General features: G+C 36.4%; 20 protein-coding genes, 1 pseudogene, 1 riboswitch and 1 other annotated feature. Of the genes and pseudogenes, 7 read left to right on the forward strand and 14 right to left on the reverse strand.

Annotation, left to right across the window (positions count from 1 at the left end; all coding sequences use genetic code 11):
* Positions 1-213 precede the first annotated feature (213 nt).
* Positions 214-777 carry a peptide deformylase gene (def, locus tag ACFO3L_RS01680; protein ID WP_379963205.1) on the forward strand — a complete coding sequence of 188 codons (564 nt, stop codon included), beginning with the start codon at positions 214-216 and terminating at the stop codon, positions 775-777.
* 105 nt (positions 778-882) lie between these two features.
* Here the strand turns inward: def and ACFO3L_RS01685 are convergent, their stop codons facing one another.
* From ACFO3L_RS01685 to ACFO3L_RS01750, 14 genes are all read right to left on the reverse strand, one after another.
* Positions 883-1,539 (reverse strand): PepSY domain-containing protein, encoded by a 657-nt coding sequence (locus ACFO3L_RS01685; protein WP_379963207.1) that lies wholly within the window; start codon positions 1,537-1,539, stop codon positions 883-885.
* Positions 1,540-1,627: 88 nt separating this feature from the next.
* A complete protein-coding gene (locus tag ACFO3L_RS01690; protein ID WP_379963209.1) occupies positions 1,628-2,968 on the reverse strand; it encodes a sensor histidine kinase in 1,341 nt (446 codons plus the stop codon).
* A complete protein-coding gene (locus ACFO3L_RS01695) occupies positions 2,958-3,641 on the reverse strand; it encodes a response regulator (protein WP_379963211.1) in 684 nt (227 codons plus the stop codon). Before ACFO3L_RS01695 ends, ACFO3L_RS01690 begins: the two co-directional genes overlap by 11 nt.
* Before the next feature lie 193 nt (positions 3,642-3,834).
* Positions 3,835-5,400: a ribosomal protection-like ABC-F family protein gene (gene abc-f / locus ACFO3L_RS01700; RefSeq protein WP_379963213.1), complete on the reverse strand. Its 1,566-nt coding sequence runs from the start codon at positions 5,398-5,400 to the stop codon at positions 3,835-3,837.
* A gap of 103 nt (positions 5,401-5,503) precedes the next feature.
* A complete protein-coding gene (locus ACFO3L_RS01705; protein ID WP_379963215.1) occupies positions 5,504-5,659 on the reverse strand; it encodes a hypothetical protein in 156 nt (51 codons plus the stop codon).
* A 39-nt stretch (positions 5,660-5,698) separates the two neighbouring features.
* Entirely contained in the window at positions 5,699-5,923 is a 225-nt protein-coding gene (locus tag ACFO3L_RS01710; RefSeq protein WP_379963217.1) for a hypothetical protein, read from the reverse strand.
* Positions 5,924-6,796, reverse strand: a complete 873-nt coding sequence (locus tag ACFO3L_RS01715) for a M56 family metallopeptidase (RefSeq protein WP_379963219.1) — start codon at positions 6,794-6,796, stop codon at positions 5,924-5,926.
* 254 nt (positions 6,797-7,050) lie between these two features.
* On the reverse strand, positions 7,051-7,413 hold the full coding sequence (locus ACFO3L_RS01720; protein ID WP_379963221.1) for a BlaI/MecI/CopY family transcriptional regulator: 363 nt from the start codon (positions 7,411-7,413) through the stop codon (positions 7,051-7,053).
* A gap of 608 nt (positions 7,414-8,021) precedes the next feature.
* The gene (locus ACFO3L_RS01725) at positions 8,022-9,239 is read right to left on the reverse strand and encodes a M20 family metallopeptidase (RefSeq protein WP_379963223.1); all 1,218 of its coding nucleotides are present in this window, start codon (positions 9,237-9,239) and stop codon (positions 8,022-8,024) included.
* Positions 9,240-9,271: 32 nt separating this feature from the next.
* Positions 9,272-10,126 carry a MetQ/NlpA family ABC transporter substrate-binding protein gene (locus tag ACFO3L_RS01730; RefSeq protein ID WP_379963225.1) on the reverse strand — a complete coding sequence of 285 codons (855 nt, stop codon included), beginning with the start codon at positions 10,124-10,126 and terminating at the stop codon, positions 9,272-9,274.
* A gap of 21 nt (positions 10,127-10,147) precedes the next feature.
* A complete protein-coding gene (locus tag ACFO3L_RS01735) occupies positions 10,148-10,825 on the reverse strand; it encodes a methionine ABC transporter permease (protein ID WP_379963227.1) in 678 nt (225 codons plus the stop codon).
* Positions 10,826-10,827: 2 nt separating this feature from the next.
* Positions 10,828-11,877 carry a methionine ABC transporter ATP-binding protein gene (locus tag ACFO3L_RS01740; protein ID WP_379963229.1) on the reverse strand — a complete coding sequence of 350 codons (1,050 nt, stop codon included), beginning with the start codon at positions 11,875-11,877 and terminating at the stop codon, positions 10,828-10,830.
* 198 nt (positions 11,878-12,075) lie between these two features.
* Positions 12,076-12,312, reverse strand: a binding site (T-box leader).
* 88 nt (positions 12,313-12,400) lie between these two features.
* Positions 12,401-12,922: a transcription repressor NadR gene (locus tag ACFO3L_RS01745; protein ID WP_379963231.1), complete on the reverse strand. Its 522-nt coding sequence runs from the start codon at positions 12,920-12,922 to the stop codon at positions 12,401-12,403.
* Positions 12,923-12,925: 3 nt separating this feature from the next.
* Positions 12,926-13,207, reverse strand: coding sequence for a chorismate mutase (locus ACFO3L_RS01750; RefSeq protein ID WP_379963233.1), 282 nt, complete (start codon positions 13,205-13,207; stop codon positions 12,926-12,928).
* A gap of 202 nt (positions 13,208-13,409) precedes the next feature.
* On the opposite strand from ACFO3L_RS01750, the gene ACFO3L_RS01755 reads away from it, so the two are divergent.
* From ACFO3L_RS01755 to ACFO3L_RS01780, 6 genes and pseudogenes are all read left to right on the forward strand, one after another.
* Positions 13,410-13,706: a hypothetical protein gene (locus tag ACFO3L_RS01755; protein ID WP_379963235.1), complete on the forward strand. Its 297-nt coding sequence runs from the start codon at positions 13,410-13,412 to the stop codon at positions 13,704-13,706.
* Positions 13,707-13,781: 75 nt separating this feature from the next.
* Positions 13,782-14,621, forward strand: coding sequence for an alpha/beta fold hydrolase (locus ACFO3L_RS01760; RefSeq protein WP_379963237.1), 840 nt, complete (start codon positions 13,782-13,784; stop codon positions 14,619-14,621).
* 86 nt (positions 14,622-14,707) lie between these two features.
* A riboswitch (Lysine riboswitch) is annotated at positions 14,708-14,879 on the forward strand.
* A 135-nt stretch (positions 14,880-15,014) separates the two neighbouring features.
* On the forward strand, positions 15,015-16,598 hold the full coding sequence (locus ACFO3L_RS01765) for an ABC transporter permease subunit (RefSeq protein ID WP_379963239.1): 1,584 nt from the start codon (positions 15,015-15,017) through the stop codon (positions 16,596-16,598).
* A gap of 10 nt (positions 16,599-16,608) precedes the next feature.
* Complete coding sequence (locus ACFO3L_RS01770) at positions 16,609-17,346, forward strand: amino acid ABC transporter ATP-binding protein (protein ID WP_379963241.1); 738 nt, start codon at positions 16,609-16,611, stop codon at positions 17,344-17,346.
* A 182-nt stretch (positions 17,347-17,528) separates the two neighbouring features.
* A complete protein-coding gene (brnQ, locus tag ACFO3L_RS01775; RefSeq protein ID WP_379963243.1) occupies positions 17,529-18,890 on the forward strand; it encodes a branched-chain amino acid transport system II carrier protein in 1,362 nt (453 codons plus the stop codon).
* A gap of 78 nt (positions 18,891-18,968) precedes the next feature.
* Positions 18,969-19,923: pseudogene (locus tag ACFO3L_RS01780) on the forward strand (IS30 family transposase).
* Positions 19,924-20,145: the final 222 nt, after the last annotated feature.

Consider the following 20,145-nt stretch of genomic DNA (forward strand, 5'->3'; position numbering starts at 1 on the left):
GTCATATTAAACTCTTTTGATTAAAAATTCAAGAAAAAAGTTTTGAAAATTTTGTGAATTTACGGAAAGAAACATGAATTTTATTTTTTTCTTAGCTGTTTTTTAAATTTTCAATTTTCTATTTATCCATAATTAGTGATTTTGTGGTAAACTATCCAGTGATATGTCGTCTTGTTAACGACTGATTTTGATTATGTAGGAGGAATCTTTTAATTGATTAAAATGGAAGATATTATTCGTGAAGGCCATCCAACTTTACGTGCAACCGCAAAAGAAGTCTCTATTCCTTTAAGTGACGAAGACATCCAATTAGGCCAAGAAATGATGGAATTCTTAGTAAATAGCCAAGATCCAATTAAAGCAGAAGAACTTGATTTACGTGGTGGCGTTGGACTTGCAGCACCACAATTGGATATTTCAAAACGAATTATTGCCGTACTTATTCCAAGTAATGATCCTGAAAATCCTGAACCGATTCTGCAAGATGTGATGTATAACCCTAAAATTGTTAGCCATTCCGTACAACAAGCTTGTCTGGGCGATGGAGAAGGTTGCCTTTCGGTCGATCGTAACGTACCCGGTTATGTGGTTCGTTCTGCACGGATTACTTTAACGTATACAAATGCGCTAGGCGAAACCAAGAAAGTTCGTTTTAAAAATTACCCAGCGATTGTTGTCCAACACGAAATGGATCACCTCAATGGAATTATGTTTTACGATCACATTAATGCTAAAAATCCATTCATCTTAAAAGATGATGTGTTAGTGTTAGAATAAACAAAAAAAACAGTCATTTCTCCATTTGGGAAATGACTATTTTTTAGTTATTTATTCTCTATGCTTAGAAAAAATATTCAATTGAACGTTCTCAAAAGTTATTGCTTAGTCGTCTAACTCAACTTCTAAGACTTCACCTGTTTGTGCATGAATTTTGACCGTTGCTTCTTGTTTACCATTTTCAACATCGACTTCCCAATAAGTGACTGCACCTTCTCGGTCTAAATCCCAATCGGTTGCTTGACCACCTTGTGTTTGTTCTATGGCAATTTTTGTTACTTCATCCACCGTTAGTAACTTGGATAAGTCTAGTTTTTCTTCCTGACGTTTGACACCATTTTTCTCATCAGCATCTAAATCATCTTCTTCTCTTTCACGAATTCCTTTTGTAGCTGCATCGACTTTTATTTCATATTCTTTAAGATCGTTTACGCCCTCGATTTTATAAAAGAAGTTCCCAAATGACGTATCCAAATCTATCGAAGTAATGTCTGTATCTGGAAACTCTTTTTGGAAAACCTCAATCGCTTCGGTTACTGAGACACTTGGTTTTTGTTGTGATGTTTGATTTGTTGAAATTGGTGTTGAATCCTCAGCGTCATCCGTATCCTTTGTCGCATTCATCGCATCTGTTGTTTGACTGTTCTCTACTTGAGTTGATTGTTCAGGTGTTTGACTGGATGGTTGAATCGGATTTTGTCCACATGCCGCAAGTAACAGCCCTAAACTTAACGTGCCTACTGATAAAATTATTTTTTTCATAATCTTTCTCCTCCTCTTTACACATTTAGTTTATCCTGTTTCGCTACTTGAATAAATCGATTTAAATAAAAGAAAGATGAAGATTTCTTCATCTTAACGGAAATTCAATTTTAAAAATGCTTCCTGTCGGCTGATTATCCCTTACTTGAATAGCACCATGATATTTTTCGACAATTGATTGAACGATCGATAGACCAATTCCTGAACCTTCAACTTGACTCGAACGTGAGTGATCAATCCGATAAAAACGTTCAAAAATCCGCTCTTTCATATCATCAGGGATTCCAAGTCCCGTGTCGGCTACGCACAAACAAATTTTCTCTTCTACTTTTCCTAATGTGATTATGATTGTATCGCTTGCATGGCTATATTTTGCCGCATTTTCGAATAGATTTTGACAAACTTGTTGGATTTCCAATTCATCGACATGCATTTGAATTTCTGGTTCGATCGATAGAGTCACTTCTTGTTTACATGTTCGCCGAAATTCTTCGGCAGTTTGCTGAATCACTTTAGAAAGTGAAATAAGTGAAAGTGGCTTATCCATCGTTGGACGACCGAGTGCCAGCAATTGATTCGTTAAAACTTCTAGCCGTTTTGACTCCTTATCAATAAAATCAATCGAAGATCCAATTACTTCTGGATGTTGACTTCCACGACGTTTAATTAGTTGAACGTGACCACGAATCGCCGTTAATGGCGTCCGTAGTTCATGCGAAGCATCAGCGACAAATTGGCTTTCCCGTTTGATCGCGCCACGCTGGGTGTCGAGTAATTGATTGAACGAGGTCGCAACTTGGCGAAATTCATTGGGTGAGCTCGGTACACTGAGGTGCCGCTCTTGCTTTTCATCTGTTTCAATTTCGGTCATTTCTTTCGTCATTTGATGCAACGTTCTACTCCACTTTCCAACAAACAAATAAATCACCAGACTGCCAATTATAATCGCCAAGACATTTAATAGTAAACTAATCAAAAACATCCGAACCATTAACTCAACAATTTGTGTACCGTGAACGGCTAACTCGACCGTTCTTCCGGCTTGTTCTTGCTTTTGATACAAATAAATTTTATTCTCACTTAAAATAATCCCCGGAAATAATAAGAGCGCTCTACCTTGAGCAAGTTTATCAAAAATCACTTTGCCCTCTTTTGAATAATACATCGGTCCATTTTCCAGTAAAATACGGACGGCATCTTCATCATCTTTAGCTGTCGTAGCATTCACAAGTGTTGTCCATTCACTCGTATCTTGCGGCACTTCTTGTAAAGTATTCATAATTTCAGCCGCCTGATTGTTTAAATACCGATAGGAAGAAATCAATGAAATGCCAATAAAAGCTAGATTGATTACGATTAATAACAGTAGCAATATTTTGACAAACCGGTTTGTTAATTGATACTGGGCATTGTTCTTTTTATTTTTCATTCGCATCCCTCAAAACATAGCCCACACCGCGTATTGTTTGGATGTACTTTCCAGCCTCGCCTAGTTTATTTCGTAAAGTTCGAACGTAAACATCCACGACATTCGTTTCGCCCATAAATTCATAACCCCAAACGCTATTCAAGATTTCATCCCTCGTCTTTACCTCTTTGGGTGTTTTGATTAATTCGTGTAGCACGCCAAATTCTTTCGGTGTTAAATAGATTTCTTCTTCCCCCACTTGGACTTGATGTTTCGCTACATCTAATTGCAAATCTAAAAATGTAACAGATACTTGCTCCCTCTTTTTTTCTAAGCGCCGTTCAATGACTCGAATTCTTGCAAAGAGCTCCTCAATTTCAAAAGGTTTAGTGATGTAATCATCTAAGCCTGTATCCAATCCTGTAACAATATCCGTCGTCTCATTACGAGCAGTCATCATAATAATTGGCACTTCACTTGTCCGGCGAATGCGTCGCGCAACCGTAATCCCATCATATTTAGGTAACATCCAATCAAGTAAAATCAAATCAATACCCTGGCTTTGAAATTGTTCGAGCGCCTCTTGACCATCCTTCGCCCAAATCACTTGATAACCTTCAAATTGAAGTTCCGTTTGGATAAAACTTGCCAAACTGGCTTCATCCTCGACTAATAAGATTGTTCTTGTTTCCATCGGTCCACCTTCTTTCTACCTTTCATTATAAACATAATTAGGAAAAGAAGGAATGATTTCAATAGTGACTCAAAAATATTTCAAAACCCAACCAATGCCGTCCTAGAAGCTTAACTTAAGATATCGCTACGAATCAAAGCATAAAAAGTCCCATCCTCCTAGTGTCACAGATTAGGCTGAATGGGGCTTATCGTTATTTTATTTTTTGAATCCTTTTATCTGCAATCAGCAGTTTGGAATCAAAATTTTTCTCTAAAAAGTATCGATCATGTGTGACCGCTAAGATGGTCCCACTAAAAGATTCCAATAGTCTTTCGATTTCCTCACGCATATAAATATCTAGATGGTTGGTTGGCTCATCCAAAATTAAAAAATTAATTTTGGCTTGAAATAAACCTAATAAATACAAACGAACTTGCTCCCCACCAGATAAATCTTGCACACGTTTTAAAACATCTTCTTTAAAAAACCCATATTGAGCCAAAGTTTGACGTGCTTTTTGTTCATCGACTATCCAATTTTTAACATAAGTTAAAAGACGTTGTTCGGGGTGTTCGAATATTAGTTTCTGTGGTAAATAACCTATTTTTAAACTTGCTCCTAATTTGATTCGACCTTCAACTAAATCGATTTCACCTAAAATCAATTTTATCAAAGTTGATTTCCCACTACCATTATCACCTGTGATCGCTAAGCGTTCCCCACGATAAATTTCAAAAGAGCTTTCACTAAATAGTAGTTTTTCACCCATCAATTGGCCGATGTCTTGGGCAATCACAACTTCATTGCCCGAACGACTGGCTTGTTCAAAGCCACTAATCCGTTTTTTAGGAATAATCGGTGCCTTAACTAGAGTTAATTTTTCTAAACGGCGTTCAATTTCTTTCGCCTTTTTAAAAAACGCCTCATTATCCCCTTCGTTCCCCCATTGGCGATAGCGATGGATCATCCGTTTTAATCGTTGAATTTCTTTTTGTTGCAACTCAAAATTCTTGGCTAATAATTGGTCTCGTTCCCGTTTCAAAGCAATATAACGACTATAATTTCCAGGATATTCCACAAGTTGTCCATCCTCGATTTCGATAATTCGTTGTGTTACTTGATCTAAAAATGCACGATCATGAGAAATAACGATGTATGCTTTTTTGGTTAATTTCAAATAATTCTCTAACCACTGAATACCTGCTAAATCTAGATGGTTAGTCGGTTCATCCAATAATAAGACGTCGCTTTCTTGAACTAAAATTTTGGCTAACTCCACCCGGACTCGTTCACCGCCACTTAAATCCGTTAATAACGTTTGTTGGTGTTGCTCCAATCCTAATCCCTTTAGAATCCCTGCTAAACGATCCTCTATTTCATAACCACCGACTGCTTCGAATTTCTGTTGCAAATCACCGTACAAACGCATCAGACGGTCCAAGTTTTCAAGTGGATCGGTCATTTTAGTTTCATAAATTCTTAATTGCTGTTGAATCGCTTCAATTTCTGTAAAACTTTGAATCAAGTAATCAAAGACAGGCAGCTCTGATTTTTCTAATTTTTGTGCAATCCAACCAATTTTTAAGCCTTTACGCTTAGAAAGCTGTCCTTGATCAATGCCTTCTTCCCCTAAAATAATTTGGAATAATGTCGTTTTTCCTGTCCCATTTTGACCAACAAGACCTATTTTCTCTGCAGGACCAACAGTCATCGTTAGATCTTCAAACAGTGGTGTTCCACTGAAATTTTTCGTTATTTTATTCATTTGAATATTCATTTTTTATTCTCCTTTGAGACCACTCAAAGTTTGTACACAAAAAGGCCATGGAAAACCCATGACCTTTGTTATTATTCTCTTTATATTTAAAGACAAAAGAGCCTTAAACATCTGGAATGGTCATTGATTTTTGTATAATTGAGCTATTTTTGGGTAGACTTCTCCCTTGAACGGCTTTTGCAAAAATCAGCGCGTGACTAAAGCTAACATAACCACGTTGAAAATTTTCAGTTGCTGTTATTTTTGTCATGCTTACCATGTTGATGTTCCCTCCTTTTATGATTCACTAGATTGCTTATTAAGCAAGTACCCACTTACCAATCCATTGTTCTTTTGTATAATTATATTGGCGTTTATACAGTTTTCCATCAATCATTTGATAGCGCCAACCAATGTCATCTGCATAGGGCTGGTTAGTATTTTCAGCTTGATTATCCAATTCCTCTGTCGCATAAACGGTAATAGGATTCATAGAAAGCATAAATCCACAATAAAAAATAAGCACTGCGATCATTTTTTTCATTTATTTATGCCCCTTTTGGTAAATTGGTAATTTCTGAAAATCTTCATTTCGTTCTAATTGTTCTTGCGTAATAACTACAAGAAACTGACCATCCATATAAAGTTCATATTGATTATCAGGTAACTCAACCAAATAGTTAGTATCTTCTGTAATCGTGAAGCTTTGACCGATATGTTCTTCTTTGATTCGAGAGGGTTCAAAAATAATAGACGTACTTAAAAATATACCCAATATCCCCAAGATTAAAAGTGTCGGCCATGAGTACTTTCGACGATTCTCTTCTAAAATATATTTTGTTCGGAATAATAATTGATTGTTTGTACCATAAGAAAATGAGACTGCAAAGCTACCTAAGTCCCGATTCTTTATTTGATTTTCACGTACTTTGACAAGTGTTTGAGCATACTCAAGCCTCTCATCATGTGTCAACGATGCGATTAACTGCTCGTCTGTTTTTAGCTCAATCACATTGTCCATCTGCTCTCTGAATAAATACATTAGCGGATTCCACCAATAAATAACAATGATGAATTCGTAAAAATATTTAACAAATAAATCGAAATTTGATATATGTAACGCTTCATGCGTCAAAATATAAGTTAATTCTTTTTTCGAAAAATCAATTTTTGGTAATAAAACCACTGGCTTTCGTAAACCAATCACAACGGGTGATTCCAACGATTCCACAACTTTGACCGAATAACCGGAATGATCTTGTCCATAAGATTCCATTTGATAATCAGGTGTAATTCGAACTAACTGCTTAATTTTCAAATAATCTCGAACTAAAATATAAAGTTTAAAAAGACTACCTACTAGCCAAATCGTTAGCAATAAATGAAATACCGTCATTTCATACTTAAAGAATGTCATTATATGAAAATTCAGTAAATCTTTAACCTTTGGAAGGATAACTTTCGAGCGAATCGTCACTGTATACCCAAATTCAAAAGGAAAAAGCAAACGGAATATAAACAAAAAGTTAAATATAGTTAAAATTTTAGAATTAATAAAATTTTTATGATTCGTCATTTTTAATAAGAAGCGTTGAACGATTAAAATTAATGTTCCAAATAAAAGTGACGTTAAGAGACTAGTCAGCGAAAAATACATAATAAAAAAACCTATTATTTCCCTTCAGTTTTTTCTTTTAACAATTCGTAAACCTCTTTTAACTCTTGATCATTTTCTTTTGACTTTTTATTTTTTAATAAGTGACTAACAAAGTTTGCAATTGATAAGTTTTTGTATTGCATCGCGATAAACGCTTCTTGTGTTAAGGTTGGTGTAAACGTTCTTGATAAAACGGTTCCACTATAGATAATATCGTCCACACGAATTAAATCTTTTTGAAGTAATTTTCTCAAAGTTGTTTGAACCGTACTCATAATCATTCCTTCTTTAAATTCGCTAATTTGTTTAGCATTTAAAGCTGTTTCCGAAGCCCACAATATTTGTAGTATTTCTAATTCTTTATTTGTAATTTTCATCTTGATTATATACCCCTTTTTATTTTTCTTTATTGTATCACAATTTCAGTAAAAATGTTTTTAACTGTTGCATAAATTTTCTTCTTTTTGATGAAAAAATAATAAAAAATCAATATTCTTACTGAAATCTAATGTTTCTTACGTGTTTTCACAAACACAAAAACATGCGTACCTCTTTATTAAGGAAAATACGCATGTTTTTGTGAAATTTCATTAGCTTTTATTAGTTATTCTTGATGATTTTATTTGATTTATTCCAATCATTCGTAACGTCCGAATAATCGAAATGGCATTTTATCTAGTAAGTTTACTACACATCCAATCATATTCAAATAAATCTTAAATCTGACGAATTATTTTTACATTTTTTTCAACTTAATAAGAGTTTTTTCCATATCTTTGCATTCTATTTCATTGTTAATTTCAATTAATTATTGGTGATTTCATCCGACTCTAGTACCTAATACGACACTCATATTTTCATGTTATGTAGGTTGTATTTTAGATGAATCTTTTACAATTCTTAAAGCTCTCTGCAACGACCTAGCGATGCTTCTCAGAATAGACAAAAAAAGAGATTTTTAGAAAATCTCTTTCTTTCCGTTCTATTAATTACCTTTTGCAAGGCTTGCTTGGTGATCTTTTTTAATTTTTTCTAATAGTTCAGGTTGTTCTAATAAATCGAGTGCTGTTTTAGCTAATAAATTAGCGGCAATTCCGATTGAATTTAGACCTTTTTCACTACGAGCGGCTGCTTTAAATTCGATTGAGTGTCCAGCAATGTAATCGTCTGAAATTGAAACAGTCGGTTGAATGGTTGGAATGACTTGGCTAACATTACCAACATCCGATGAACCTAAACTTTGTTTTTTCGTTTCAACGATTTCTTCTTCTGGAACACCTGAAGACGCTGCATGACTAAAGAATAATTCATCAAAGGAATCCGTCACAATAATGTCATCCACAGAATTTTGGAATAAGCCAAATTCATAAGTTGCACCCGTTGCTAAAGCGGCTGCTTTGACAATGTTCTCAACTTTAGCATAAACCTCATTCAAGGTTGAACGATTGGCTGCACGTAAGTAAAAACGTGCAGAAGCAAAATCTGGAACAACGTTCGCTGCCACACCACCGTTTGTGATCACACCGTGAATATTAACATCTTTTGGCAAGTGTAAACGTAAGGCATTGATACTATTAAAGACTTGAATCACGGCTTCTAAAGCGTTGATTCCTTTTTCCGGTGCACCAGCCGCATGACTTGCGCGACCATAAAAGTTAATATCAACAGGATCGTTAGCTAGTCCTGTCGAAGTTTTTGAATAGCGATGACCTGGATGAATACACAGTGCCGCATCGACATCATCAAAGAATCCTTCACGAACAAAACTGCCTTTCGCTGAACCATTCTCGCCACCTTCTTCACCCGGTGTACCATAAACACGAATTTCGCCACCAACTTCGTCAATCACTTGTTTTAAAGCACTTGCCGCTAATGCTGAATAGTTACCGAATAAGTTATGTCCACAAGCATGACCAATGCCTGGTAAAGCATCATATTCCGCTAAGAAAGACAATGTTGGACCGGGTTTACCCGATTTATAGCGTGCGTCAAAACCTGTGTGGTGACCAGCCACATCTTTTTTAACGTCAAAACCTTCAGCAAGCAATTGATCGACTAAAACTTGTGAAGAATAAACCTCATAATTACTAACTTCTGGATGTTCATGAATATCGAGTGCTAACGCTTGATACTTTGGTAAACTTTCTTGAATAAATTCCTCAATAATTTGATGCTTTGTTTTTGTTTGTGTTTCAACTGTCATAACCAATTCGCTCCTTTTTAATTAGACCCTTTTTATTTTGAACCAAATGCTTCCCACGCTGGAATACTTGAACCTTTTGATGTTTCTTCAATCACTTTGATTGTTTCATCATTTTGATAAGCTGTGACAACTTTTTGATAGGCTTCATTGTCTTTATCTTCTGCTCTTGCCACGATAATGTTCACATATGGGCGTGACGCTTCATCGACTGGCTCTAAGAAAATCGCATCTTCCGTTGGGATAAAACCAGCATCAACAGCCATGCCGCTATTAATTACTGAAATGGTTACGTCTTGTAACGCACGGGCCGTTTGTGACGCTTCTAATTCAACAATTTCAATGTTCAATTTGTTTTCTGTCACATCTGAAACAGTCGGTGCCTGTTTTTTGGCTGGATCGACTTTGATTAAACCAGCCGATTCCAATAAGTTTAAAGCACGACCACCGTTCGTTACATCATTAGGAATGGCCACTTTATCGCCTTCTTTAACTTCTGAAACATCTTTCACTTTCTCTGAATAAATACCTAATGGTGCGTTAACTGTGTTACCAATTGAAACTAAATCAGTTCCGTGTTCAGCATTGAAATTATCTAAGAAAAATTGATGTTGGAACGAGTTCAAATCGATATCACCACTCGCCAATGCCGTATTTGGTTGACTATATTCGGTGAATTTTACGTATTCTAAGTTAATTCCTTCATCTTTCAAGCGAGCTTGAACATTATCCCAAACGTCCGTATCTGCCCCAATAATACCTAGTTTAACTGTTACTTCTTCTTTACCTTGCGCGCCATTTTCCTTTGACGCATCTGCTTTTTGACCACAACCTGTTGCTAAAACCAATAAAGCAACTGCTGCTAAACCGAATGAATAAATCTTTTTCATTTTCATTTCCCCCTTATTTGTTTAGTGCGTTATTTTTTTAATAATCAAGTTACTAATCGCTTGACTAATGAAAACAAAAATTAAAATAATTAACATCGCCACAATTGTAACATCCGTTTGGTATCGATTATGACCACGTGTGATCGCCAAACTCCCTAAACCACCTGCTCCAACGGCTCCCGCCATCGTAGTTAAACCAATAATGTTAATAAAAGTTAATGCTGATACACGAACAATTCCAGACAGCCCTTCTTTTAAATAAACCCGAAAGACAATTCCCAAGGGGCTTGTCCCCATCGATTCAGCTGCCTCAATTACCCCGGGATCAACTTCTAATAAGGCAATCTCAATTTGGCGAGCAAAAAATGGAATCACACTAATCGTTAATGGCACCAATGCTGCTTTTGCACCTATCGATGTTCCCACAATAAAACGAGTGAAGACAACTAATAACGATAGTAAAATAATAAATGGTATTGACCGTACAATATTGACAGTTTGATCGAGTAGGACAAATGTCCCGCGTTGTTCTAAAATTCCTCCCGGACGAGTCACAACAAGTATAACTCCGAAGAAAACTCCCAGTATTCCTCCAATTAGCGATGACCAAAACGACATATATAATGTCTCAATTGTCGCTTTAATAAATTCATCTGGAATTTCCATTACATTTGGAAAATAAGTTTGTAAAAAATTCATGATTAGATACCTCCTTGAGTAGATTCTTTAATAATCGTTACATTAACGCCTTGTTCTTTTAAGAACGTTACGGCTTGTTGGCGGTTGTCACTGTCACCTTTTAAGGTAACTAACAAGCTACCTAATGGCACTTCTTGAATAATTTCAACGTTCCCGTATAAAATATTCGTTACAACATCGTACTTGCTGAATAATTCTGCAATAATTGGTTGACCTGTTTGTTCACCTACATAAGATAGTTCAACCAACCACTCATCATCGGCAATTTTCGAGAATTTCTGATGGCCCAAAATAGTTTCTAACGCTTGATCGACATGCGTTGCTGTCCGGATAAAATCTCTTGTTAAATGTTCTTTAGGTTGGCTAAAGATTTGGACGCTATCCCCGTGTTCAATCACACGTCCATCTTCCATTACCGCCACCTTATTACAAATCTCTTTGACAACTTGCATCTCATGTGTAATCAATACAATGGTTAAACCTAGTTTTTTATTTAATTCTTTTAATAGCGCTAAAATTTGTAAGGTCGTTTTTGGGTCCAAAGCACTTGTTGCTTCATCGCAAAGTAAAATTTCTGGGTCATTCGCTAATGCTCTAGCAATCGCCACCCGTTGTTTTTGCCCACCAGATAATTGACTAGGATAGGCATTCACTTTATCTGCTAATCCAACTAACTCAAGTAGCTCGGCCACTTTTTTCTGACGCTCAGCTTTCTTTTTTCCTGCATATTTTAGTGAAAAATCAACATTTTCAAAAATTGTTCGACTGTCCATTAAGTTAAAATGTTGGAAAATCATTCCAATATTTTTACGTTTTTCACGTAATTCTTTTGGTTTTAATGTTGTAAATTCCACACCATCAACGATGACGTTGCCAGTTGTCGGACGTTGTAATAAGTTAATCACTCGAACTAAGGTACTTTTACCGGCACCTGAGTAGCCAACAATACCATAAACATCGCCTTTTTCAATTGTTAAATCCACATCTGTTACTGCTGTAATTTGACGGTTCTTTTGATTAAAAATAACCGAAATATCTTTTAATTCAATCATGTTCTTCCTCCTGAATTTTGCTATTGTATGATTGAGGGATACAAAAAAAGCACCCTCAAACAAATAAGACACTGACTTACTTGCTTGAGGACGCTTTTTTAAACGTGGTACCACCTCTATTCGAGTGAAAAATCACTCCTTAACCCAACCTTTCTAGCTCTAAAAAAACAAAAAAATCCCTTTACTAGCCGAAACTAGTAAAAGGACGAATATCGTGTTACCACCTTTTGTTTAGAAGTTACCTTCCCTTAGACCCAACATTTTCATGTGAAAAATTGGCGTTTCTTTTAACGGTGAAACATTTTCCGAATTTGCCTACTTATCGACAAATTATCCTCCAAGGCCATTTTCTACTTTTCTTGAACTTAGCTCTTCTCACCGACCAGAGCCTCTCTTTAAAGCATCCAAGTATACTTTCCTTTTCATCAGATTAACTATTTGTATGTGCCACCTAATTTACAGGATTTTTTCATCATTGTCAATCAAATTATTTCAAAAAAATAAATTTGTTCGACTTTTGGACTTAACCTTGATATAAAATCCCTTTTTCAGCTAGAGCTGCTTTAATTTTATCTAAATCGGTTGCTCTTTGATATCGAATTGTATGTAAATGGATCCCATTCGTTAGTTGCGATAATAAATTAGCTTTCGACTTTCGATATTTTTCCATGAAGCGCTGAATGTCTTCTTGATTGCGAATATGCAAACTACCAACAAGTTCTCCATACAATTCATGTTCGACAATTACATCAATTACCTCAGCACCAAAAGAAAGAATAATTTCTAACTCTTCTTGCGTTGCTTCTTTCCCATGTTGGACCGCAATTTTGGCAACATAGCCTGTTTCTGGTGCTATTTTTTCTAACTTATAGCCTCTTGCCGTGGCAATAATTTCTTCACCAGCAGCTCTTAATAAGGCGACATCGCCGACAATCACTTGACGGCTCACTCCAAATTCTTCGGCAAACTTACTCGCGCTAATGGCTAGATTCGACGCTTTTAAACGAGCCACTATCGCCTGACGTCTTTCTTCTCCCTCTAACATCGCTTAATCCTCCAATTGTTGGTTTTGATAGTGACGCGATTGACGCATAATATCTTCAAAAGTTGCGACGATTGTATCGGCATATTTTTGATTTTCAACACGTTTGCGAACATTTTCTAAGACGTCTGCTTCGCGTCCTGTATCTAAGATGGCGATTTTTTCTTCTTTTTTAATCCGGATAACTTCAGCAACAGCTGTCATACGCTCTTCAAGTAAAGCAATAATTTGCGTATCAATCGCATCGATTTTTTGACGTGGAATTGCCAATGGATTTTTTTCGTTCATATTTGATTCCTCCAAAACTATAATCATCTAATCTTTTCGCTCAAAAGCGTAATTGAATACCTTCATTATACCGAAAACTTCCTTGTTAGGGGAAATTTCTTTAAAATCGAAAAATACGTAGTTTTTTTCACAAATTTTTCATGACAAGCTTTCCAAAAGGTGTTAAAATTGGGAGGAATGATTTAAGTGAGGTGAAAAACAAATGTTAGCATCAATTATTTATTGGGCAATTATTTTAGTTTGTATCGCATGGACAGCGCTTAGCTTATACTTCTCTATTTTTTACTTCGTACGTAAAGAAAACGGAAATCTATGGGCATTCGCATTCTTTAATGTGATGGCAATGATCGTTTTAGCAATTGCTTTAGTTATTTTCCGCACATGGGGATTCGGCGTTACTCAATATTCAAGTTTAATTTACGCAGTTCTAGCTGTGATGGGTGGATTAACGGTTGTTCAAGCCGTTTTAGGTCGTGAACCAAAAGCAAAAGTAGCATAATTATTTAGAATCGATTCGAAGGTTTTTCTTCGAATCGATTCTTTTACATCCTCTCAAAAAAGGAGTGAGAATAAAATGAATGAAGAATCCGTTGAACATCATTTTTTTAACCACAACAATGGGAAAATCAGTTATTATGTATCCCAACATTCGAGTCAACCACTTTTTAATTTTATTTTTCTAGCAGGCTTCGGTGGTGAAGAAGCTTATTTTGATTTTAAAAGTTTAGCCCATGGGCTAAGTCCATCTGGCAATTTATTCTTTATTGATCCCTTAGGTCGTGGAGAAAGTGATGAGACGAGTCACTCTAGGGACATTCAGACGATTCTTGCTGAACTTCATGCACTGATTACCAATTTATCATTGACGAATATTATCTTTGTTGCGCATTCAGTTGGAGGAATCTACGCAAAAGAATACAGTAATACCTATCAAAACGTTATCGGTTTGATTCTTTTTGAGCCTATAACTATCGAATCCGACAATTTGTTTGAAAATGATCAAAATTATATTAATGCAACAAAACACCTTGATACATTAAGTCCTGTCGAGTGCGAAGCGCTATTGATGGATAGTCAGTGGACCGTTGCAGATAAAAAGAAGATTAGATCAATCAAAGAACAACTGATTAAACGCTACCACAAGGGAAATAGCACCTTTTATCATGAAGGTCAAAAATTAACCACTAATCTAAACTTTGTGAGCCAAACAAAACTGAACAAAAAAACAAACAGTCTAATTATCTGTCAGCCTTTTCGAAAAGACGAATACCAAAGATCAATCTATTTTAATACTCAATCGATGATTGAGACTCTAGGCAATACACACTATCTTCATCGGACCAGTACAGAGGACTCCTTACAATCTATTTTATCCTTTTTAAACACTATTTCTAGTAATTCTTTTGTTTCTTGATAAATACAGCTTCTCGATTTTCATCACGATTTGACACACTGCATAAAATGCGCTAGAATGAGTACCAATTGAATACGAGATACCTTCAACCAGGTAGAGGTCGCGAGGTTCATTAACCCTGTCGAGTGAAGCAACACTTTGACGCAGGACTAGGGAACATCGCCGAAACAATTTTTAGCTGCTTTCTAAAAATTGTTGGGTCGCAAGCGAATAACTTGCGAACTGTCTTAGTTTAGACTAAGATGCGCTATTGTTATGTGAGGAGTTTGTCGATAGTTACTTTTTGTCTGTCCACAGCCGCTTTCTAACTTTAGAATCCGGCTGTTTTTTGTGTTTCAACCCACTTTCTCTTACTGTGAAAGCCTCGTAAATCATTTAGAAAAGAGGATTATAATGAAAAAAAGAATGACACTGTTTTTATTAATGAGTTTCATCGCTTCCTTTTTAATTGGAAGCACGTCTGTGATGGCTGACGATAAAACACCGGAAAATCAATTGCGAGTTGGAATGGAAACGGCTTATGCACCGTTTAACTGGACCCAAACGAGCGACAAAAATGGCGCCGTACCAAAATCAGGAGACAAAGGAGCATTTGCCGGTGGTTATGATGTCGAAATTGCAAAACGCGTAGCCGAAGAAATGGGTCGTGAATTAGTCATTGTTCCAACACAATGGGATGGCTTAGTTCCAGCCTTAGAATCCGGTAAAATCGATGCGATTATTGCCGGGATGTCACCGACTGAAGAACGCCGTCAACAAATTGACTTTACCGATGCTTATTATGAGTCGCACTTAGTGGTCGTAACTCGTCAAAATAGTTCCTATGCGAATGCTACTTCAATCAATGATTTTGCAGGTGCTAAAATTACCGGACAATTAAATACTTTCCATTATACCGTCGTTGAACAAATTCCTGATGTCGTTTATCAAGATCCAATGAAAGATTTTTCTGCAATGCGTGTGGCACTTGATTCTGGGATTATTGATGGATATGTAACGGAGCGTCCTGAAGGCGTGACAGCAACTAGTGTCAATGATAAATTCAAAATGATTGAATTCAGTGAAGAAGATGGTTTCCAAACCAATCCTGAAGATGTGCAAATTGCGATTGGTATGCGTAAAAATGATCCTTTAGTTCAAGAAGTCAATCAAATTTTAGCTGGTATTTCTGCTGAAGAACGTACAGCAATGATGGATGCTGCGATTAAAAATCAACCTTCGGCTAATAAGAGCGAAGAAACAACACTTTTATCTAGTTTCAAAAAAATCATTGATGATTACGGTATCCTTTTCCTAAAAGGCGCTGGTTTAACTTTATTCATCGCGATTTTTTCAACGATTGCTGGAACAATTATTGGTCTTTTAGTTGGAGTCTTCCGGACGATTCCAATTAGCGATAATCCAGTGACTCGCTTTTTCCAAAAAATAGGTGATATTTTATTAACAATTTATATTGAAGTTTTCCGTGGTACACCTATGATGGTACAAGCGATGGTTATCTTTTACGGTTTAGCCTTAGCTTTTGGAATTGACTTAAACCGTACAGTCGCAGCGCTATTAATCGTTTCAATTAATACCGGTGCTTACATGTCTGAAATTGTACGTGGTGGAATTTTCGCTGTTGATCGTGGTCAATTTGAAGCCGCTCAAGCGATTGGTATGACCCACTCTCAAACGATGGGCAAAGTCGTCTTACCACAAGTTATCCGCAACATCTTACCGGCCATCGGGAATGAAACGGTAATTAATATTAAAGATACCGCAGTCCTAAGTGTGATTAGTGTAACCGACTTGTTCTTCCAAGGAACTGCCGCTGCTGGAACAAACTATCAGTTCTTCCAAACATTCTTAATTGTTGGTGTTATTTACTTAGTAATGACTTTGACTGCCACTCGTTTACTTCGTTTAATGGAGAAAAAAATGGATGGTCCATCGGCTTACATTAAGGTCGAAGAAATCGCAGAAGGTCAAGAATAGGAGAATCATTATGTCTAAAATTATTGAAATCAATCATTTAAAAAAGAGTTACGGCGAAAATGAAGTTTTAAAAGATATCGGCCTAACTGTAAATAAAGGTGAAGTACTGACAATCATTGGTTCTTCAGGTTCTGGTAAATCGACTTTACTACGCTGTATCAACTTATTAGAAAAACCAACAAGTGGTGAAATTTTATATAATGGTGAAAACGTCTTAACAAAAGGCTATAATTTACCTAATTATCGGACGCATCTTGGCATGGTTTTCCAATCATTTAACTTATTTAACAATATGAACGTCTTAGAAAACTGTACTGCTGGACAAATTAGTGTTTTGAGACGTAATCCTGAAGAAGCGAAACAAATTGCGCTAGAAAACTTAGAAAAAGTTGGGATGAGACAATTCCAATCGGCGAAACCTAATCAATTATCTGGTGGACAAAAACAACGGGTGGCCATTGCGCGTGCCTTATCAATGAATCCGGAAGTCATGTTATTCGATGAACCAACTTCAGCTCTCGATCCTGAAATGGTTGGTGAAGTTCTTAAAACAATGAAAGATTTAGCTGACTCGGGTTTAACAATGGTCATTGTAACTCACGAAATGGGCTTCGCTAAAGAAGTCTCTGACCGCGTGATTTTCATGGATAAAGGTGTCATCGCAGAAGAAGGAACGCCTGAAGCCATCTTTGGACAACCAAAAGAAGAACGAACAAAAGTCTTCTTAAAGCGAATTTTAGAAGGCTAACCACGAAAATACTAGTCGATTGTTGACTAGTATTTTTTAACGTTCCACAACAAAAGACGAATGATTGTGAGATTCGATTAGCAGTTCAATAAGAATTCACTGAAAAATCTACTAGAACAATTGCTAATGAATCATTAATTTGATATTTTTATATCAAATTAAAACTGAAATGAGGAGAATTAATGGAAAAAAAATTAACATTCACCGATTATTTAACCATTGGCTCAATGCTTTTTGGCCTTTTCTTTGGAGCTGGAAACTTAATTTTCCCCGTTCATATGGGTCAGATGGCTGGTGCCAATACCTTCTGGGCTAATTTAGGTTTCTTAGTTACCGGAATTGGACTGCCCTTTTTAGGCGTGATTGCAATCGGTAGTTCAAAAAGTCAAGGGCTCTTTGATTTAGCTTCCAAGGTTCATCGCAAATATGCCTTTGTGTTTACAATCCTACTATACTTAGTCATTGGTCCGTTCTTTGCTTTACCGCGTCTGGCGACGACTTCTTTTGAAATCGCCTTTGCAACAAACTTACCGAAAGAGCAATTGACTAATGGCCTAGCGATTTTTAGTGCTCTTTTCTTCTTAGCAACTTGGTTGTTAGCACGTAAACCCTCAAAATTATTTGATTATATTGGAAAATATTTAAATCCATTTTTCTTAGTCTTATTAAGTATCTTAATCTTGTTTTCTTTCTTACAACCGTTGGGTGCTGTAGCTGATGCTCCAGTTCAACATGTTTATCAAAACTACGCCTTCTTTACTGGATTTACTGAAGGCTATAATACACTGGATGCCTTAGCTTCTTTAGCTTTTGGAATTATCATCGTAAAAACTATTCAAAATCGTGGCGTCACTCAACCCAAAACCATCGCCATTGATACCATTAAATCAGGCGCTATCAGTATTTTATTAATGGGATTAATTTATACATTGCTTTCATATATGGGGGCAAAAAGCTTGGGTGCTTTTGAATTGAGTGAAAATGGCGGAATCGCCTTAGCTCAAATCGCTCAACATTATTTAGGTTCCTTTGGTAGTATCATTCTTGCGCTAGTCGTTATTTCTGCTTGTTTAAAAACAGCAATTGGTTTAACAACCGCTTTTTCTGAAACATTTGTCGAATTATTTCCAAAAGGTAACTACTTATTTTTTGCAACCATTGTCAATTTAATGGCCGCGACTTTCGCGAATGTCGGTTTAACAAATATTATTACTTTTTCGATTCCAGTCTTAATGTTTCTTTATCCATTAGCAATGACTTTAATCTTACTCGCCATTTTCGGTCCTTTATTTAACCACGATCCACGAGTTTATCAAATGACGACGCTCTTTACACTAATTGCATCAATCATCGATGGATTAAATGCGAGCCCTGATTTTATTCGTAATAATATCGTCGCTCAAAACTTGATTGGCTTTGGTGAAACGGTCTTTCCACTATTTGACATTGGTATGGGTTGGCTCTTACCAGCACTAATTGGTTTTGCTGGTGGCATTATTTGGCGATTTGCAGCGACTTCTAAATCTCGCCGTTTGTATAATTAAGCGAGACAAATAAAAAAGCCATTTATGTTACACTCAAATTGTAATACCCGCTAAAGCATACAAGGAGAGTGAACATAAATGACTTATACCCCTCTTACACCAAACGAGCTTGTAATGATAGAAGCATATTTTCATCAAGAAACTCCGATTGCTATCGTTGCGAAACAGCTGAAACGTGGACGTCAAGCAATTTACAATGTCTATAACTTTCTCAAACGCGGTGGAACAGCATTTGAATACTTTGAACAATACAAAGAAAATAAGCGACGTTGCGGAAGAACGGAAATCATTTTTCCTGAAGAGGAAAAAGAATACATTGCAAAAAGATCAACTGAAGGTTGGACCCCAGACGTCATTATTGGCCATGCAGAGCGAACCTTCTCTTGTTCAGTAAGTACCCTCTATCGCCGGTTTAAGACGGGAGAATTCAATGTTTTACATTTACCGATGCAAGGAAAACGAAAACTAAATTGTTATAAGAAAAAACGTGGAAAACAGGCATTCAAAAGAAATATTTCTGAACGTGAAAAAGATCATATCGTTTTCGAAGAAGAATTTGGACATTTAGAGGGTGATACGATTGTCGGCATCCACCATAAAAGTTCCGTCATCACACTCGTTGAGCGACTTTCAAAAGCCCCTATAGCCTTGAAACCAGAAGGCCGTAAGGCAGTTGATATTGAAAATGCGATTAATGAATGGCTTCAATCCGTACCCAAAATTCTTTTCAAATCAATCACTTTTGATTGTGGAAAAGAATTCTCTAATTGGAAAAAGTATTAGTAATACGAATGATATTGATATTTATTTCGCAGGCCCAGGAACGCCTTCCCAACGGGGATTAAATGAACATTCAAACGGACTCCTCCGAAAAGATGGACTACCAAAAGAAATGGACTTCAATCAGGTCAATCAAGGATTTATCTCATCCGTGGTTTCCAAAAGAAACCATATCCCTAGAAAATCACTAAATTACCAAACACCATTAGAAGTTTTTTTGAGTTACGTAAATGGAAAGTTTTGTCTCGCTTAATTTGACAAATAATATCTTAATAACTTTCCAAGATTTTCGTCACAAAAACTTCACATTTACTCGGTAATATATAAGCATACCAACAAACAACCCTAACAAACACTTTTTCATTTTTACTCCTTGCCTACCGGTCCCCTCCGGTAGGCCTTTTTTGTTGTATGTTTTGAAAACCACCTGCTATGCGGGTGGTTCTAGAGAGCTTCCAGCGTGGTATTAAAAAAT

The sequence above is a fragment of the Enterococcus eurekensis genome (assembly GCF_042654605.1).
Taxonomy (GTDB): Bacteria; Bacillota; Bacilli; order Lactobacillales; family Enterococcaceae; genus Enterococcus_I; species Enterococcus_I eurekensis.

Excerpts from the sequence above, each read along its gene's own strand:
- ACFO3L_RS01720 (WP_379963221.1), bottom strand. The coding sequence starts at position 7,413 with ATGAAAATTACAAATAAAGAATTAGAAATACTACAAATATTGTGGGCT.
- ACFO3L_RS01740 (WP_379963229.1), bottom strand. The coding sequence starts at position 11,877 with ATGATTGAATTAAAAGATATTTCGGTTATTTTTAATCAAAAGAACCGT.
- ACFO3L_RS01750 (WP_379963233.1), bottom strand. The coding sequence starts at position 13,207 with ATGAACGAAAAAAATCCATTGGCAATTCCACGTCAAAAAATCGATGCG.
- ACFO3L_RS01745 (WP_379963231.1), bottom strand. The coding sequence starts at position 12,922 with ATGTTAGAGGGAGAAGAAAGACGTCAGGCGATAGTGGCTCGTTTAAAA.
- ACFO3L_RS01690 (WP_379963209.1), bottom strand. The coding sequence starts at position 2,968 with ATGAAAAATAAAAAGAACAATGCCCAGTATCAATTAACAAACCGGTTT.
- abc-f (WP_379963213.1), bottom strand. The coding sequence starts at position 5,400 with ATGAATATTCAAATGAATAAAATAACGAAAAATTTCAGTGGAACACCA.
- ACFO3L_RS01710 (WP_379963217.1), bottom strand. The coding sequence starts at position 5,923 with ATGAAAAAAATGATCGCAGTGCTTATTTTTTATTGTGGATTTATGCTT.
- ACFO3L_RS01760 (WP_379963237.1), top strand. The coding sequence starts at position 13,782 with ATGAATGAAGAATCCGTTGAACATCATTTTTTTAACCACAACAATGGG.
- ACFO3L_RS01770 (WP_379963241.1), top strand. The coding sequence starts at position 16,609 with ATGTCTAAAATTATTGAAATCAATCATTTAAAAAAGAGTTACGGCGAA.
- ACFO3L_RS01705 (WP_379963215.1), bottom strand. The coding sequence starts at position 5,659 with ATGGTAAGCATGACAAAAATAACAGCAACTGAAAATTTTCAACGTGGT.
- ACFO3L_RS01725 (WP_379963223.1), bottom strand. The coding sequence starts at position 9,239 with ATGACAGTTGAAACACAAACAAAAACAAAGCATCAAATTATTGAGGAA.
- ACFO3L_RS01685 (WP_379963207.1), bottom strand. The coding sequence starts at position 1,539 with ATGAAAAAAATAATTTTATCAGTAGGCACGTTAAGTTTAGGGCTGTTA.
- ACFO3L_RS01755 (WP_379963235.1), top strand. The coding sequence starts at position 13,410 with ATGTTAGCATCAATTATTTATTGGGCAATTATTTTAGTTTGTATCGCA.
- ACFO3L_RS01695 (WP_379963211.1), bottom strand. The coding sequence starts at position 3,641 with ATGGAAACAAGAACAATCTTATTAGTCGAGGATGAAGCCAGTTTGGCA.
- ACFO3L_RS01715 (WP_379963219.1), bottom strand. The coding sequence starts at position 6,796 with ATGACATTCTTTAAGTATGAAATGACGGTATTTCATTTATTGCTAACG.
- ACFO3L_RS01730 (WP_379963225.1), bottom strand. The coding sequence starts at position 10,126 with ATGAAAAAGATTTATTCATTCGGTTTAGCAGCAGTTGCTTTATTGGTT.
- brnQ (WP_379963243.1), top strand. The coding sequence starts at position 17,529 with ATGGAAAAAAAATTAACATTCACCGATTATTTAACCATTGGCTCAATG.
- ACFO3L_RS01765 (WP_379963239.1), top strand. The coding sequence starts at position 15,015 with ATGAAAAAAAGAATGACACTGTTTTTATTAATGAGTTTCATCGCTTCC.
- ACFO3L_RS01735 (WP_379963227.1), bottom strand. The coding sequence starts at position 10,825 with ATGAATTTTTTACAAACTTATTTTCCAAATGTAATGGAAATTCCAGAT.